The following is a 14,706-nucleotide window of genomic DNA, read 5'->3' on the forward strand; positions in this document are numbered from 1 at the left end:
TTTCATGAGTGAGAAATTATAAATTTTTCAGCGACTTCAAAATCTCCTAGATAAGGTGTATCTATACCATTAATCTTTTGGTATTTATCTTGTCCTTTTCCAGCTAAAATAACTGAATCAAGAGGTCCGGCGATATTTAAAGCGTGATTAATTGCTTCTTCTCGGTCAATAATAATAATTTGTTCCACATTTTTATTAGTAATAGCCGATCCAATTTCTTCTGCTATTTTCTGTGGGTCCTCAGAGGCAGGGTCATCAGCGGTTAAAACAGCGATATCTGTTAATTCAGTTAATACCTTTCCAAAATCGGCTCGCCTTGAAATAGCTTTATCTCCTGTGCTTCCGATGACTGTTATAATTTTTCCATCAGGATGAGTTTCTTTAGCGAAGCTAAGTAAATTTTTTAAACTTAAATAGTTGTGGGCATAATCAATAAAAATATTGGCTCCATTTGGATGTTTTAAATGTTCCATACGTCCAGGAACTAAAGTTTCAGCCAATCCTTTATGGCAAGCTTCAGATGTCGCTCCTGTTATAGTGGCTGTAATTAAACTTGCTAGAGCGTTGTCTTTATTAAAATCTCCCATAAGTTTAATCTTATAATCCCCATTAATTCCTAAAGTATCTTCTTTAGAAACAACGGTAAAATCTAATAAACTATTATCTTCTTTTGTCCATGTATAGTCAGAATCAGGATTTGAGCTACTATACGAATAATAAGGAATACTTAAACTTTCAGTCATCTCTTTTAAAAGAGCATAATCTTTAGTTTCTGTGTTTAAAACCATTTGTTTTGAGTTTTCAATCAATTGACGTTTACAGTAGTAATAATCATCAAAGGTTGGATGCTCAATCGGGCTAATGTGATCAGGAGAAATATTTAAGAAAATCCCGACATCAAAAGTTAATCCGTAAACACGCTGTAATTTATAAGCTTGAGATGAAACTTCCATAATTAAATGAGACATTTTGTTATTCACAGCTTCTGACATCATGCGATACAAATCTAATGATTCAGGTGTTGTTAAAGCTGATTTAAAGTAGTTAACACCGTCAAGAGTTGTGTTCATTGTAGAAAACATCGCTATTTTGTTGTTTGTATATTCATCTAAAATAAATTTAGTGAAGTAAGCAGCAGTCGTTTTTCCTTTTGTCCCTGTATAGCCGATTAGAGTTAATTTTTCTTGTGGTAATCCGTAAAAATGCATACTAATCAAAGCCATAGCTTTTCTAATATCTGTTACGATAATTCCCAATGTATTAGAAACATTATAAGGCATCTCAGATACATAGAATTGTAATCCTTCCGCAACAGCTTTTTCCAAGTACTCTTCTTTAAAGTTTAATCCTTTACAAAAAAAGAGTGTCTCGGAACTAATATCTCTTGAATCATAGGACAAGTGAGTAATAGCTTTGTCTTCATTTGGTAAGTTAAAATACCAACCATCTTCAGTGACAAATTCTTTTAGTAAGTGTTCATTTTTGAGTAATACTTCTATTTCTTTTAAATTTATAGTCATAGTCAACATCCTAGTTTTTTATTCGAAAATTATATAGCCTATTTTACCATAGATTTATCATTTTCTAGACGTAAAAATCTGTTCTCTATATCAAATTCTAAATTTATTTGTTAAAAAGTTGAATTAGAGGATAAATAAAAAAATGGAGCTGAACTAAACGTCAGCCCCATTTTTTATTTATCCTTACGAGTAAAACGGTTTTTGATCCACCCTGATTTTTTAATCTAATGAAATTAAACCTAATTCATGTTTCCAGGTTAATACTCTAAGTACTGACTGATCTAGGTCTTCTTCTTTATAATCACCTGATTGAATGGCTGATTTAATGACAGGAATTTGAGTTTTGTATGTGGAAGATAAAATTAAGTCATTTCCTGCTTTAAGTGCTGCTAAAGCTGCTTCTTCTTGACTAATAAAGTCAGATAATCCATTCATATCCATGTCATCAGTCATCACAACACCTTCAAAACCTAAATCCTTTCGAATTAACTCGTGAACATTAGGTGAAATCGATGCTGGGACATTTTTGTCAATTTGCTCAACTATATTATGTGAGACTAAAATACTATCAGCACCAGCGTCTATTCCTGCTTTAAAGGGTGGAATAGATTGAGTCATAATCTCGTCTAAGGAGCGCTTATCACGAACAATTTCAGTATGAGAGTCTGAGTTATCTCCAGAGCCTGGGAAGTGTTTTAAAGTTGAACCAATTTGATTTTTGTGTAATTCTTTGACTACTTCAGAAATATAATCACTTGTTCCATCTGTATCTAAGCCAATCGTTCGGTCATAGATGAAGCTATCTGGGTTAGTTGATACATCAGCTACTGGATAAAGTCCTGTATGAATACCGAATACTTTAAAAAGAGATGATTTATGATCAATATCTTTTTTTATAGCTTCAATCCCACCAGATTTATACAATTCTTGAGGTGATTTAAATTTTTCTGCTACAATGTCAGTATTTTGACTAATTCTTGTGACTGTTCCACCTTCTTCATCTGAAGCAATTAAAAGTGGAAAATCAGTAGCCTCTTGATATGAAGCGATTTTTGATTTTAATGAATCGGCTGTTTCATTTTCCATATCACGCCCAAATAATAAGTAACCACCAAGATGATATGTTTTTAAATCTTCTATTTGATTCGTTTCAGGAACACGGGCTAAAAATAGTTGGCCGATTTTTTGATCTAAAGACATGTTTTTTATTAACTCTTTTAATTGGTCCTCACTAGTTTTAACTTCAGCTTCTTTAGAAACTTCAGTTGTTTCCTTCTTCTCTTTATTAGCTGGAATTTTTTTAATGTCAGCTGGTGATTCACTAAATAGTAAACTAATAGCAACACCAATTGCGGTTATTAAAATGATAAAGGCAATGACCGCATTTTTTTTGCTGAAAAACATTAAGTCCCCTCCTTTTACTTTTGGTTTTCTTTGAAATGCTAACCAATAATAACATACTAACACAGATGGAAAAACGGATAAATTAATAAAACTTAGATAACATTTGTTTTCAATAATAAATAACTCAGCTAATTATGAGAAAGCTATTTAATTCTTCTTAATAGTGTTGAAAAAAAGGCTGATTATTTCTTATAATAGAAAGAATGGTATAAAAATAAAAGAAAGTTGTGGGTAAATGAAGAAGAAAGTTATTGTGTTGGTTAGTTTGTTTGTTGTGCTGATTTTAGTAAGCGTTATTTCTGTGATAAAAGTTAAAAGTACTTTACAAAGTCGTGCTGAAAAAATTGAAACACCAAATATAAAAAAAGAAGTTGCTTCATTGGAGAAAGCTCCTTCTAAAAAGAAAAGCGTATTTGAAGAGGAACAAGTTGTTACAGAAGAAATCTACCCTAAAATGAATCTTGACTTGGGGACTATTAGTGAAGATGTTTTACCTAAAGGAACTGTAGTATCAGTAAAACCTGTTGAAAATAATAAAGAATGGGTAGAAATTATTGCAAACCCTAAAAAGGGTTTTATTGAAGCGAAATATTTAGAACCTAGAGAGATTCATATGTCAAAAAGAGAAGAAAAAAGAAAAGCTAAATTATCTCATGATGAACTCACTAAAAGCCTAGACCAAGGAATGAATGATTTTATGGCAACTCATGGTGGTGACGTGAGTATCTATATTGAAACAGTAGATGGCACCTATTCTTACGGATATGGTTCAGAAAAAGTCAGACGAACAGCAAGTAGTATTAAGCTTCCCTTTATTGCTTATGTAATGACTTTAGTAGATCAGAAACAATTAGATTTAAATACAGAGTTAACTTATACAGCTGGTTTTAAAATTGATGGAACTGGTATTATTCAGTTTGAGCCAATTGGAACCACTTATACAATTGGAAAATTAGCTGAACTTGTTATTAGATATAGTGATAATGTTGCTTACTTAATGCTTTTAAATCATGTTGGTGAACAGCAATTTATTCAATTTCTGCATGAACTAGATCCTCTATCTCCTAACAATCGTGTTTTCTCAACGCCGCGCATTTTATCTAAAGCAATGAAATATGTTCATGATAAAAAAGATAGTAGTAAAAATATTAATCAGCTTTACGAATGGATGCAAAATAGTACTTTTGATGATGGTGTGGCTGTGGGGCTCCCTGGCGTTGATGTGGTTCACAAAACTGGTTGGATGCCGATGTACACTGTTAGTAACGATATCTCTCTTGTAAAAGATAAAAAAAATCCTTATTACTTAACTATTATGACATCAGGTTATGATGAAAGTTATAGTGAAAAGTCAATTTCAGATTTAGCGGCCATTGTAGATGATTTCATGTTACAGATGAAAACCAAATAGATTAAAACTAATTATTAGTCACCTAAACTGTTCTTTTTGCTCGGTAATAAACAAGTGTATCTTTTGAGAGTTATTAATATTCGTGATAGAATGGTCTTGTAGTAAAAAAATATTAGGAGGTTTTTCTATGACAGACAAAGGTTTTACAGATAAGGTAAAAGGAAAAGTTAAAGAAGTAACCGGTGATATGACTAATGATCAAGAGCTAAAAGCTGAAGGCTTAATTGACCAAGGTAAAGGTAAATTAAAAGAAGTTGCTAATGACATTAAGGACGCTGCAGAAGAAGTTACAGATAAAGTAAAAGATAAATTTGAACACAAAAAATAGACAATACGGGAAAGTAAGGTATATCATTACCTTACTTTCTTTTTTATAAATAATTAGTTGAATAAATTAAATAATGATATGACATTCTCAGTAATTGAGTAGGAGGAATTAAAATGAACGGCAAAAATAGAAAAGATATTAAGATTGGTCAATTAGTAGATATTGTCTTGAAAAAAGATCAACGAACTGGAAATGTAACGCGTGGACATGTTAAAAAAATTCTAACCAATAGTCAAAATCACCCTCATGGTATTAAAGTGATGCTTGAGGAAGATAATATGGTTGGTCGTGTACAAGTGATTATAGAATAAAAAATAAGCTAAGTTGAGATGACTCTCACCTAGCTTATTTTTTATTTCTTTTTAACAGGACAATCAACTGAGGAACAGTCGCAACTCCTTTTTCTTTTGATACCATATTGATAAATGACAATACCTACGCCTAAAAAAATTAAACTTGCTAAAATAATCGTTCCCATAAGAACCTCCTAAAGTATCTCAATACCTTCAACAATAATTTCTTTTCTTATTTGTGGTTTTTTAACTAATAAGAATAAAATTCCTAGTAAACAAATACTAGATATCATAGCGCCAATACCAAATGATGCACCTTCTAGTAAAACGGAACCTAGTTGGTAAATAATAAAGCTAACAAGGTAAGCTAAACCGCATTGGTAGGAAATAGCTAAAGTAGTCCACTTCCAGTCGTTCATCTCTCTTCTAATGGCTCCAATAGCAGCAAAACATGGTGCGCATAATAAATTAAAGATTAAGAAAGAATAGCCAGCCAGTGGTGTCAAACTAGCACTAAATAATTGCCAAAACTCTGTACCTGTTTCTGTTGCTAATTCCTGGAAACCAAAAAGAATACCAAATGTTCCGACGACATTTTCTTTAGCAATTAAACCAGTCACTGTAGCAACAGTTGTTTGCCAGTTTCCCCAACCTAAAGGAATAAAAATAACTGAGAAAACTTTACCTAAAAAGGCTAAGATACTCTGATCAGCATCAACCATTTGAAATCTAAAATCAAATGACATTAAGAACCAAATAATAACTGAACTGGCAAAAATAATCGTTCCTGCTTTTTTTACAAAGGCACTTGAGCGGTCAAAGGTTTGTCTCATACTATTTTTAAATCTTGGTAAATGATAAGCTGGCATCTCCATAATAAAAGGAGCGGCTTTCCCACCAAAGAGTGCGGTTTTCTTTAAGATGATGCCTGATAATACAATGGCACCAATACCAATAAAATAAGCTGATGGAGCTACCCAACTGCTGTGAGGGAAAAAGGCTCCCGCAATTAAACCGATGATTGGTAGTTTAGCAGAACATGGCATAAAAGTAGTTGTCATAATAGTCATTCGGCGATCTTTTTCATTTTCAATAGTTCGACTTGCCATAACCCCAGGTACTCCACAACCTGTAGCAATTAACATTGGAATAAATGATTTACCAGATAAACCAAATTTTCTAAAGAAACGGTCCATAACAAAAGCAATTCGAGCCATATAACCACAGTCTTCTAAAAGAGAAAGACAAAGGAATAAGACGATTAACTGAGGTAAAAATCCAAGTACTGCCCCGACTCCAGCAATAATGCCATCTAAAATGAGAGATTGTAGCCATGGTGCGATTTGCCAAATTTCCAAGTAGTGAGTCACAAAATTAGGGACTAACTCCCCAAATAAAACGTCATTTACCCAATCTGTTCCCATTGTCCCCACTGTTTGAATGGACAAATAATAAACAGCCCACATAATGCTAGCAAAAATAGGTAAAGATAACCATTTATTAGTGACAACTCGGTCTATCTTATCACTAGTAGTTAATTTAAAATCATTAGATTTCACTGTGCTTAAAGCAACTATTTGAGAAATAAAGTCATAGCGTTCGTTAATAATAATACTCTCACTGTCATCTCCAATAATTTTTTCAGTCATTCGTATAATTTCTTCGATTTCCTTTTTAAGCTCATTTGAAAGAGTTAATTCTTCTAAAACGTTAATATCTCTTTCAAACAATTTGATTGTGTACCAACGTAATTGATGCTTTGGTACGTAGTTAACAATCAGTTGACTGATTTCATTTAAAGCTACCTCTAATCGATCATCGTATAATGGATATTGTTCTGAAGTTTGAAAAGTAATTGGATTATCTCTCATTTGCTCCTTGATTTTATCAAGGCCCTCTTTTTTAACGACACTAATAGGAAAAACTGGAACACCTAAAGCATAAGCAAGTTTATCGCAATTAATAATAGTTCCTTCTTTTTTTACAACATCCATCATATTAATACAGAGTGTCATGGGAGTTCCTGTTTCTAAAAGTTGAGTAGTTAAGTAAAGGTTTCTTTCTAAATTAGTTCCATCAACAATATTAAGTAGCTGATGAGGATGTTCTTTTAAGAGATAGTCCCTTGCGACAACTTCTTCTGGGGTATATGGAGATAAAGAATAGATACCTGGTAAATCTTGTAAAAGAATATGCTGATTGCCTTTTAAGCGACCACTTTTTCTTTCAACAGTTACACCTGGCCAATTTCCTACAGATTGATTTGAGCCTGTTAGTTCATTAAATAAACTGGTTTTACCACTGTTAGGATTTCCTACTAAGGCAATATGCTTTTCGTTTAACATTCCTCAAACACTCTTTCTACCATAATTAAATTGGCTTCTTTTTTTCGTAACGTTAGTTCATAGTTTCTAACATTTATTTCTATGGGGTCACCTAATGGCGCGTATTTTTTTATTTCTATTTGAGTATTTTTAGTAAGCCCCATATCCATAAGCCTTCTTCTTAAAGCACCTGTGCTAAGAATTTTAACAACATGAGCCTTCTCTCCGACTTTTAATTCATCTAGAGATGTCCACCTACTCATATCAGAAAAATCTTTTTCAATAACTTTAATATCTTTAGCAATTGATTCATCAAGTCCAATGCGAGTTCCTTTGAAAACAAGAATAATTGGTTGTCCTACTTGTTTAGAAACAATGTATAAATCCACACCACTTACTAAACCTAAATGACTTAAATGTCTTTCGTGAATTTTTGAGCCACTGAACTCTTGAAATTGATAAACTTGATTCAGTTTGCCTGCTAAAATAGTTTCCATTACAAGATCTCCTTCTTATAAAATCAACACTTGATAATGATTCTCATTATTATTAATTTTAAATCCTAACAGTAGCATTTGTCAATGAAATATTGTGAAAATAAACACATTTATTATATATTAGAGACTCTAAATGATATATTCTTATGAAATATAAGAAAAAATAGAAATGATTTTAATTCTTTTCAAATTCAATTATTTGATAATATTTTATAATAATGGTATATTAATTAATGGAATTTCGTTATGACTTATCGAGTCGCCTTTTAATCTACATCAGAAAGGAGAATGTATATGACATTCAATAACAAACAATTAGAGTATCGTGTAACACTAGACACAGATTTAAATTTATTCATCGTTTTTTCTAAAGAGGATGAGTCTAAATTTGCTACTGGTACAACAATTCAAAACGCAGTATCTGAATTACAAAAAATTGCATAAGGAGTAACTTACCTAATGAATATTTCCTATTCGTACTGAGAGCATTTACCGTTTCCATGATGGTAGATGCTTATTTTTTATATAAAAGTCTATTTAAAAGCTTTTAAAACGCTTTCGTGTTATACTTGACATATAGAAAGGAGATGGAGATATGATGAATATTAGAAACTCTGTAATCGTTCCACACAGGGTGAAGAATTTCAAAACACTAAATCGCTCCCTGTCCAAATTATGGCGTAACTACAGAGGCGCCCCATAGAAAGAGCATTCTTCAGAAATTTGTTGAGTGCTCTTTTTATTTGTCTCATTTACTCTGTTCTCTTCGCAACCTATCAATAATTGTATCAACGAGCTATTACTTGTTATTCGTGTTACACTTAACTTGTTCTAGAAAGGACATGATTTTTATGAATAATATTGATATGACCCTCAGGATGATGCTCAACAATATTAATAAATTTAAAAATGTTGGACCCAGACCGTATACAAATCCTAAATCCCCTATGCACACACCTAGAAATAATTTTTCTTTTGCTATGGAAATGATAACGGAACATAGATTATCTACGAAAACTAATGGAGCTGATATAACTAGTTATCAAGACGCTTGTGTTTTAACACCGTTAGGCAGTAGATATTTAGAAATGTTAAATTTAGAATTCAGACATGTTTATACTTTTTACAATTAATAAAATTTATTAACCAAGACTGATATCGCTTTTTAGCTATCAGTCTTTTTTTTATACTCATTTTGACTATCAATTGAGCAAACTTGATAACTTCATCTTTACTTTTATTATCTAAATTTTCCAGATTGCCTTGAACTTTTTTTAGTTTGTCTAAATATGGCAACCGTTACCCCCCTTGAGTACTAAGACATAAAATTTCTTAACAATACCTTTCTCATTTTCTTAGAAAAAGATAGCATTCATCTTCATTTTTTGGTAATGTATATACAAGCTTCAACTAGCCTTATCTAATATTTATAAGTCTCTTCCCTATCCCCATAATTCTTATTTATATTAGATATGGCTATCTTTCAATGGATAGGCTTTTTTCTATTTTCCTAAAATAAAAATTATGATATAATTCATTCCTGTGGGGATGAAGATTTTTTAAAATCTTTCGGGGAAAGGCTTGCTTCTTAGTAAGCTTTTTTATTTACCTAAAATTATTACCATCTTGTCTTTCAACTTGATATATTTGCATGTTAGCCCTCCTTGCAAGTAATAACTTCTCTTCCTACCCTTAAATCATGCTCACTTAATTTGTAGTACTTCTCATTACCTATAGCATCTAATATTAAAAATGAATCATCGCAATAATCAATCATGTCTATTTCTAACCAATCATAGCCGTTGCTCGTCCTTACCCAAGCTTCAATAACTGGATATTTGAATTCCATATACTAATACCCCTCTCTCAACCTACGATAGTTTTCTTCGTTCTTCTCGTAGTAAACTTGTTCTAGTTCTTGTGTGGTGATACCTAGACTCACAATATAGTCAAAAAAGTTAAAAACTAAACTTTCAAAATAACTGTCATGTCTCATCGCTAATATTGCGCTTTGAATATTAAGATAATTTTCTTCTTTAAATTTAGAATTACCAGGCACTTCATTTTCACTGATATCAATTTCTTCATTCAACTGATTCGCCAAACTCAATATAAAATGCAGACAATCGCTAAATTCTTCGACTAGGGTTAGTTTATGGGCTTGTTCTACAGTAATAACATCACTATTGTTATTATCAATCATCTTACGAGGTTTTGGATTTGTTTCGTTAATTCGTTTTAATCCGTAAAATTTAAACCTCTTGTCATCAACTTTACCTTTATTGTCCTCCCAAAATTTAAAATGTTCAGCACAATTTGCTACCTCTGCCACTTCCACATTCAAAGCGACTAACGTTTTGTTAAATCGCTCCTCGGCTGTCATTTGAGGTTTAGCTGATAAGATACTGTTATCTAGTTCTAATTGCATTGCTTGTAGTTTTTTAAAGTTCATACAGAATTAGGTCTACTCATTTCAAACTGTTCTGATTTAGCGACAATTCTATAATCACCATCTTTTAATTTTTCCAGTGATAAAGTTTCTTCTGAATAATTATTAATATTTTTCGCTGTGTTCTCGACTCTCACTCTTCCACACCACCCTTCAATTGGATATCTTTCTCTCTAAATTTCTAATCACTATTATTTCCTATCAATTAAATTAGTGTTATAATCTGTTGAAAAGGAGTAGTAAATTATGAATAAAAAGAAAAATGTCTATTTATCTTTAAGCATTTCTTTATTCTCTATGTTTGGTTGTACTGTTGGAATCTTTCTCGGATTATTGCATAATAATATTCTTCTTTATTTCACTATCTCATTCATTGTTAGCTACTTAATAGGTACAGCCATTGGTCTCTACTTATATAAAACCTATGATCAGTAAAATAAATCCTAAAAAGGAGTTGCTAACTATGATTGATAAATGGCAACGTTTAATAATTGTTTCTCTTTACGCCACTTGTTTTATCTACTTAGGTCTTAAACTACTTGATTCACTTTTAATTTACCCTTATATGTTACTTGGGATATTGTTAGCAAATACTATTAGAAAACATTTCTTTAATAAACGAAGATGATTATATACTGATTTTTTTGATATACTTTTGTATAGGAGTTGTTAATTATGTCTAAAAATAATCGTAAACAGAAAGATAATATTTGGACTACGTATTTTATCGTTTCTATTGGTGTTGGCAGCTGTTTTGGATTACTAATGGATAATTTAGCTATCGGAACTAGCTTGGGGTTGATTTTTGGAATAATTCTTTCGAATAAAGCTTCTGATAAACAAGGATGATTTCATTCTTGTTTTTTTTAATTCTTCAAAAACTTTAATAAATATTTCATCTACTAATCCTTCAGTTATTTCAAACTTTTGAGCCGATTTTAAATAACTTCCATTCCCACTGTCGAATAATGCCATACGATCATAACTATCCTCCTGCTTGTTGTTTAGGTATTTTTAATTTGTCAAACATTGCATCCATTTTTGCTTTTTCTTCTGGCGATAAAGGTGTTTCCTCGTAAATTTGATTTTCTTCTAAAGCCCAATCGGGTAGGGTTTCTTTTCTAGCATGATTGTTTCTAAAAGACTTTGAGAACATATTAAAAAATGAAGCATAAAAAAATCCAACATTCTACTGACATTTTCAATAAATGTTGGAAGATTGTTGGAAAATACTATTATTCAGTTAGCCTCGACTCACACAAACCCTTACTACTTCTTAGGTTCGTCCTCGTCCATTTTAAGAACAGCCATGAATGCCTCTTGCGGCACTTCTACTGATCCGATTTGTTTCATACGCTTCTTACCATCTTTTTGTTTTTCAAGTAATTTACGTTTTCGAGATACATCTCCTCCGTAACATTTAGCAAGTACGTTTTTACGTAAGGCTTTAATGTCGGCACGAGAAACGATTTTAGTACCAATTGCTGCTTGGACTGGTACTTCGAATTGTTGTCTTGGGATAAGTTTTCTTAACTTATCAACGATTGCTTTACCACGTTCGTAAGAGAAATCTTTATGAACGATGAAACTTAAAGCATCCACTGTTTCACTATTAAGAAGGATATCCATTTTAACTAAGTTACTTGGTCGGTATCCAATTAAATCATAATCAAGTGAGGCATAACCTTTTGTTCCTGATTTTAATTTATCGAAGAAGTCAAAGACGATTTCTGATAAAGGCATGTTGTAAACTACATTTACTCGGTAATCATCTAAGTAATCCATTGTTACAAATTCCCCACGCTTACGTTGAGCGATTTCCATAACTGCTCCTACATACTCATTAGGTACCATAATTTGTGCTTTTACAAACGGTTCTTCTACAGTATCAATTGTACTTGGATCCGGGAATTCTGCAGGGTTATCAACGACAACCATTGTTCCATCTGTTTTGTTTACATGGTAAATTACCGATGGAGCTGTGGTAATTAAGTCTAAGTTAAATTCACGCTCTAATCGTTCTTGGATAACATCCATATGTAGAAGTCCTAAGAATCCACAACGGAATCCGAATCCTAAAGCTTGTGATGATTCTGGTTCAAACTCTAATGCAGAGTCGTTTAATTGTAATTTTTCTAATGATTCACGTAAATCATTGTATTTTGAGTTATCAATTGGATATAAACCACAATACACCATTGGGTTCATTTTACGGTAACCTTCTAAAGGTTCACTTGCAGGGTTATTAGCTAATGTAATAGTATCCCCTACTTGTGTGTCCGCAATATTTTTAATGCTGGCAGTAATGTAACCAACATCTCCTACCATTAGGAAATCACGAGCTACAGCTTTTGGTGAGAAAATCCCTACTTCTGTTACTTCGTATTCTTTTCCATTTTGCATTAATTGGATAACGTCCCCTGGTTTAACAACACCATCCATGACACGAATATTAAGTACAACTCCGCGGTAAGCGTCATAAACTGAGTCAAAGATTAAAGCTTTAAGTGGTGCTTCAACATCTCCAGTTGGTGCTGGAATGTACTCTACAATTTGCTCTAAGATATCTTCAATACCAATACCCGCTTTAGCACTAGCTAAAACAGCTTCACTCGCATCAATACCAATAACTGTTTCGATTTCTTCACGAACACGCTCTGGGTCTGCGGCTGGTAAGTCAATTTTATTAATAACTGGGATAATTTCTAAATCATTGTCCACTGCTAAATAAACGTTAGCGAGTGTTTGTGCTTCTATACCTTGAGCAGCGTCAACTACTAGAATGGCCCCTTCACAAGCGGCTAGACTTCGTGACACCTCATAAGTGAAGTCTACGTGACCTGGCGTATCAATCAGGTGAAAAATATATTCATTTCCATCTTTTGCGTCATACGTTAGTTCGACTGCATTCAATTTAATTGTAATGCCTCGTTCTCTTTCTAAATCCATTGAATCTAATAACTGGGCTTGCATTTCACGATCCGAAACTGTTTCAGTTTGTTGTAAAATACGGTCAGCTAATGTGGACTTTCCGTGATCAATATGTGCTATGATGGAGAAATTACGAATGGATTCTTGTCTTTTTTTCATTTCCTCAAAATTCATATAACTCTCCTACTTTCTTTTCAATCAGCATTTTTAATTATACCAAGCTTTCCACTCTTTTTAAAGTATTTTCATAAGGACTTTGATATAATAAGATAGAAAATAATTTTAGGAGCTTAAAACAATGGACATAAAACAGATAAAGAACTCGTTACATTTAAAAAAAGTTGAGTTAAAGCATTTAAAACAATTTAATGAGCTACTTCGTTATGTTTTCCAAGTAACTGATTCTGATATTGAAGAAGGTGGCTATGAAGATGAATCTGAGATTATTCGTGCCAAACGACCTGTTTTACGTGAAGCCGATGTGTATGGTTGGTTCACACAAGATGATCGTTTGATTTCTCAGCTAGCTATCTACCCATGTGAAGTTAATATTCATGATAAAGTATATAAAATGGCTGGAGTTACTGGTGTTGGGACTTATCCTGAATTTACTAATCTTGGTTTAATGAGTGAATTAATTAAACAAGGTTTAGAAAAAATGCGTGAAAATGAGCAATGGATTTCTTATCTTTATCCATACAGTATTCCCTACTACAGATATAAGGGCTGGGAAATTATGTCTGATAAGATTTCATTTGAATTAAAGGACTCGCAACTTCCTAAACGAGTTGATGTGCCAGGTTACGTTAATCGTGAGGATATACAACATGAGGATGTCTTCAAAGTTTATGACGAGTTTGCCTTAGTTAATCATGGGGCGATGATTCGTCAAGATTTAAACTGGGAAGAATATTGGCGTTGGGAAAATGAGGAAGAAAGAACAGCAGCTATCTACTATAACCGTGAAGGCGAACCTCAAGGTGTTTGTTTCTACTGGATTGCTGAGGAAGTATTCCATATTAAAGAAATGTTTTATTTAAATCAGGAAGCTCGCCAAGGTTTATGGAATTTTGTCTCTGCTCACTTTTCAATGGTTGATTTAGTTCAAGGTGAGACATTTAATAGTGAACCTATTGCTTTTCTATTTGAAGATAGTGAGATAAAAGAAACAATTGAACCTTACTTTATGGCCAGAATTGTTGATGTTGAAAAATTTATTGCTGATTACCCATTCATTACAACTGGTAAACCATTCCACTTTGTTGTGGAAGATCCTATTGCTGAATGGAATAACCGCGTTTTTGGTCTAATTTGGGATGAAAATGATGATTTAACTATTACAGATGAACCTATTGGAAATCCAGTTTACATTAACGTCCAAACAATGGCAGCGTTATTTATGAGCTATAAACGTCCCTCATACTTATATCGTATTGAAAGACTAAAAACAGATAAAGAAACTTTAAGAACATTAGAAAGAATTATTCCTGACCAAGAAGCTTATTTCAGTGATTATTTCTGATACCAAAATCAAAAGAAGCAAACAAGA

19 protein-coding genes are annotated in these 14,706 nt (G+C 32.5%); 8 read left to right on the forward strand and 11 right to left on the reverse strand.

The window, feature by feature from the left end:
• Window positions 1-2 precede the first annotated feature (2 nt).
• Together DFR54_RS00120 and DFR54_RS00125 are read right to left on the reverse strand one after the other, a co-directional pair.
• Window positions 3-1,520, reverse strand: coding sequence for a UDP-N-acetylmuramoyl-L-alanyl-D-glutamate--L-lysine ligase (locus DFR54_RS00120; protein ID WP_114288390.1), 1,518 nt, complete (start codon window positions 1,518-1,520; stop codon window positions 3-5).
• Between the two features lie 219 nt (window positions 1,521-1,739).
• Window positions 1,740-2,924 (reverse strand): glycoside hydrolase family 3 N-terminal domain-containing protein, encoded by a 1,185-nt coding sequence (locus tag DFR54_RS00125; RefSeq protein ID WP_114288391.1) that lies wholly within the window; start codon window positions 2,922-2,924, stop codon window positions 1,740-1,742.
• Between the two features lie 235 nt (window positions 2,925-3,159).
• On the opposite strand from DFR54_RS00125, the gene DFR54_RS00130 reads away from it, so the two are divergent.
• From DFR54_RS00130 to DFR54_RS00140, 3 genes are all read left to right on the forward strand, one after another.
• Window positions 3,160-4,335 carry a serine hydrolase gene (locus DFR54_RS00130; protein WP_114288392.1) on the forward strand — a complete coding sequence of 392 codons (1,176 nt, stop codon included), beginning with the start codon at window positions 3,160-3,162 and terminating at the stop codon, window positions 4,333-4,335.
• Between the two features lie 127 nt (window positions 4,336-4,462).
• Window positions 4,463-4,663 (forward strand): CsbD family protein, encoded by a 201-nt coding sequence (locus DFR54_RS00135; protein WP_114288393.1) that lies wholly within the window; start codon window positions 4,463-4,465, stop codon window positions 4,661-4,663.
• A gap of 113 nt (window positions 4,664-4,776) precedes the next feature.
• Window positions 4,777-4,974 (forward strand): YwbE family protein, encoded by a 198-nt coding sequence (locus tag DFR54_RS00140; RefSeq protein WP_114288394.1) that lies wholly within the window; start codon window positions 4,777-4,779, stop codon window positions 4,972-4,974.
• A gap of 41 nt (window positions 4,975-5,015) precedes the next feature.
• On the opposite strand, the gene DFR54_RS00145 is transcribed toward DFR54_RS00140, so the two are convergent.
• From DFR54_RS00145 to DFR54_RS00155, 3 genes are read right to left on the reverse strand one after another with little or no spacing between them, the layout of a single operon-like run.
• Complete coding sequence (locus DFR54_RS00145) at window positions 5,016-5,141, reverse strand: FeoB-associated Cys-rich membrane protein (RefSeq protein ID WP_114288395.1); 126 nt, start codon at window positions 5,139-5,141, stop codon at window positions 5,016-5,018.
• 9 nt (window positions 5,142-5,150) lie between these two features.
• Window positions 5,151-7,301: a ferrous iron transport protein B gene (gene feoB / locus DFR54_RS00150; RefSeq protein WP_114288396.1), complete on the reverse strand. Its 2,151-nt coding sequence runs from the start codon at window positions 7,299-7,301 to the stop codon at window positions 5,151-5,153.
• Window positions 7,295-7,777 (reverse strand): FeoA family protein, encoded by a 483-nt coding sequence (locus DFR54_RS00155; RefSeq protein ID WP_114288397.1) that lies wholly within the window; start codon window positions 7,775-7,777, stop codon window positions 7,295-7,297. Before DFR54_RS00155 ends, feoB begins: the two co-directional genes overlap by 7 nt.
• A 294-nt stretch (window positions 7,778-8,071) precedes the next feature.
• On the opposite strand from DFR54_RS00155, the gene DFR54_RS13130 reads away from it, so the two are divergent.
• Both DFR54_RS13130 and DFR54_RS00160 read left to right on the forward strand, forming a co-directional pair.
• Complete coding sequence (locus DFR54_RS13130) at window positions 8,072-8,221, forward strand: hypothetical protein (protein ID WP_167800119.1); 150 nt, start codon at window positions 8,072-8,074, stop codon at window positions 8,219-8,221.
• Window positions 8,222-8,628: 407 nt separating this feature from the next.
• Complete coding sequence (locus DFR54_RS00160) at window positions 8,629-8,910, forward strand: hypothetical protein (RefSeq protein ID WP_114288398.1); 282 nt, start codon at window positions 8,629-8,631, stop codon at window positions 8,908-8,910.
• A gap of 521 nt (window positions 8,911-9,431) precedes the next feature.
• Here the strand turns inward: DFR54_RS00160 and DFR54_RS00170 are convergent.
• The 3 genes from DFR54_RS00170 to DFR54_RS13135 are packed head-to-tail and all read right to left on the reverse strand — an operon-like array spanning window position 9,432 to window position 10,363.
• Window positions 9,432-9,626 (reverse strand): hypothetical protein, encoded by a 195-nt coding sequence (locus tag DFR54_RS00170; protein WP_114288400.1) that lies wholly within the window; start codon window positions 9,624-9,626, stop codon window positions 9,432-9,434.
• Between the two features lie 3 nt (window positions 9,627-9,629).
• A complete protein-coding gene (locus tag DFR54_RS00175; protein WP_114288401.1) occupies window positions 9,630-10,229 on the reverse strand; it encodes a dUTP diphosphatase in 600 nt (199 codons plus the stop codon).
• Entirely contained in the window at window positions 10,226-10,363 is a 138-nt protein-coding gene (locus DFR54_RS13135; protein ID WP_170126890.1) for a hypothetical protein, read from the reverse strand. Before DFR54_RS13135 ends, DFR54_RS00175 begins: the two co-directional genes overlap by 4 nt.
• Window positions 10,364-10,689: 326 nt before the next feature.
• On the opposite strand from DFR54_RS13135, the gene DFR54_RS13140 reads away from it, so the two are divergent.
• Both DFR54_RS13140 and DFR54_RS13555 read left to right on the forward strand, forming a co-directional pair.
• The gene (locus tag DFR54_RS13140; protein WP_167800116.1) at window positions 10,690-10,854 is read left to right on the forward strand and encodes a hypothetical protein; all 165 of its coding nucleotides are present in this window, start codon (window positions 10,690-10,692) and stop codon (window positions 10,852-10,854) included.
• A gap of 47 nt (window positions 10,855-10,901) precedes the next feature.
• Window positions 10,902-11,075, forward strand: coding sequence for a glycine zipper domain-containing protein (locus DFR54_RS13555; protein WP_167800115.1), 174 nt, complete (start codon window positions 10,902-10,904; stop codon window positions 11,073-11,075).
• Here DFR54_RS13555 and DFR54_RS13145 read toward each other — a convergent pair.
• The 3 genes from DFR54_RS13145 to lepA form a co-directional block, all read right to left on the reverse strand.
• Window positions 11,001-11,201: a hypothetical protein gene (locus DFR54_RS13145; protein WP_170126891.1), complete on the reverse strand. Its 201-nt coding sequence runs from the start codon at window positions 11,199-11,201 to the stop codon at window positions 11,001-11,003. The two genes, DFR54_RS13555 and DFR54_RS13145, sit on opposite strands and share 75 nt — an antisense overlap.
• A gap of 10 nt (window positions 11,202-11,211) precedes the next feature.
• A complete protein-coding gene (locus tag DFR54_RS13150; RefSeq protein WP_167800114.1) occupies window positions 11,212-11,382 on the reverse strand; it encodes a hypothetical protein in 171 nt (56 codons plus the stop codon).
• A gap of 113 nt (window positions 11,383-11,495) precedes the next feature.
• Entirely contained in the window at window positions 11,496-13,331 is a 1,836-nt protein-coding gene (gene lepA / locus DFR54_RS00180; protein WP_114288402.1) for a translation elongation factor 4, read from the reverse strand.
• Window positions 13,332-13,455: 124 nt separating this feature from the next.
• Between lepA and DFR54_RS00185 the strand changes: the two genes are divergently transcribed.
• Window positions 13,456-14,679 (forward strand): GNAT family N-acetyltransferase, encoded by a 1,224-nt coding sequence (locus DFR54_RS00185; RefSeq protein ID WP_114288403.1) that lies wholly within the window; start codon window positions 13,456-13,458, stop codon window positions 14,677-14,679.
• Window positions 14,680-14,706: the final 27 nt, after the last annotated feature.

This window comes from Vagococcus fluvialis, assembly GCF_003337315.1.
GTDB classification, from domain to species: Bacteria; Bacillota; Bacilli; order Lactobacillales; family Vagococcaceae; genus Vagococcus; species Vagococcus fluvialis.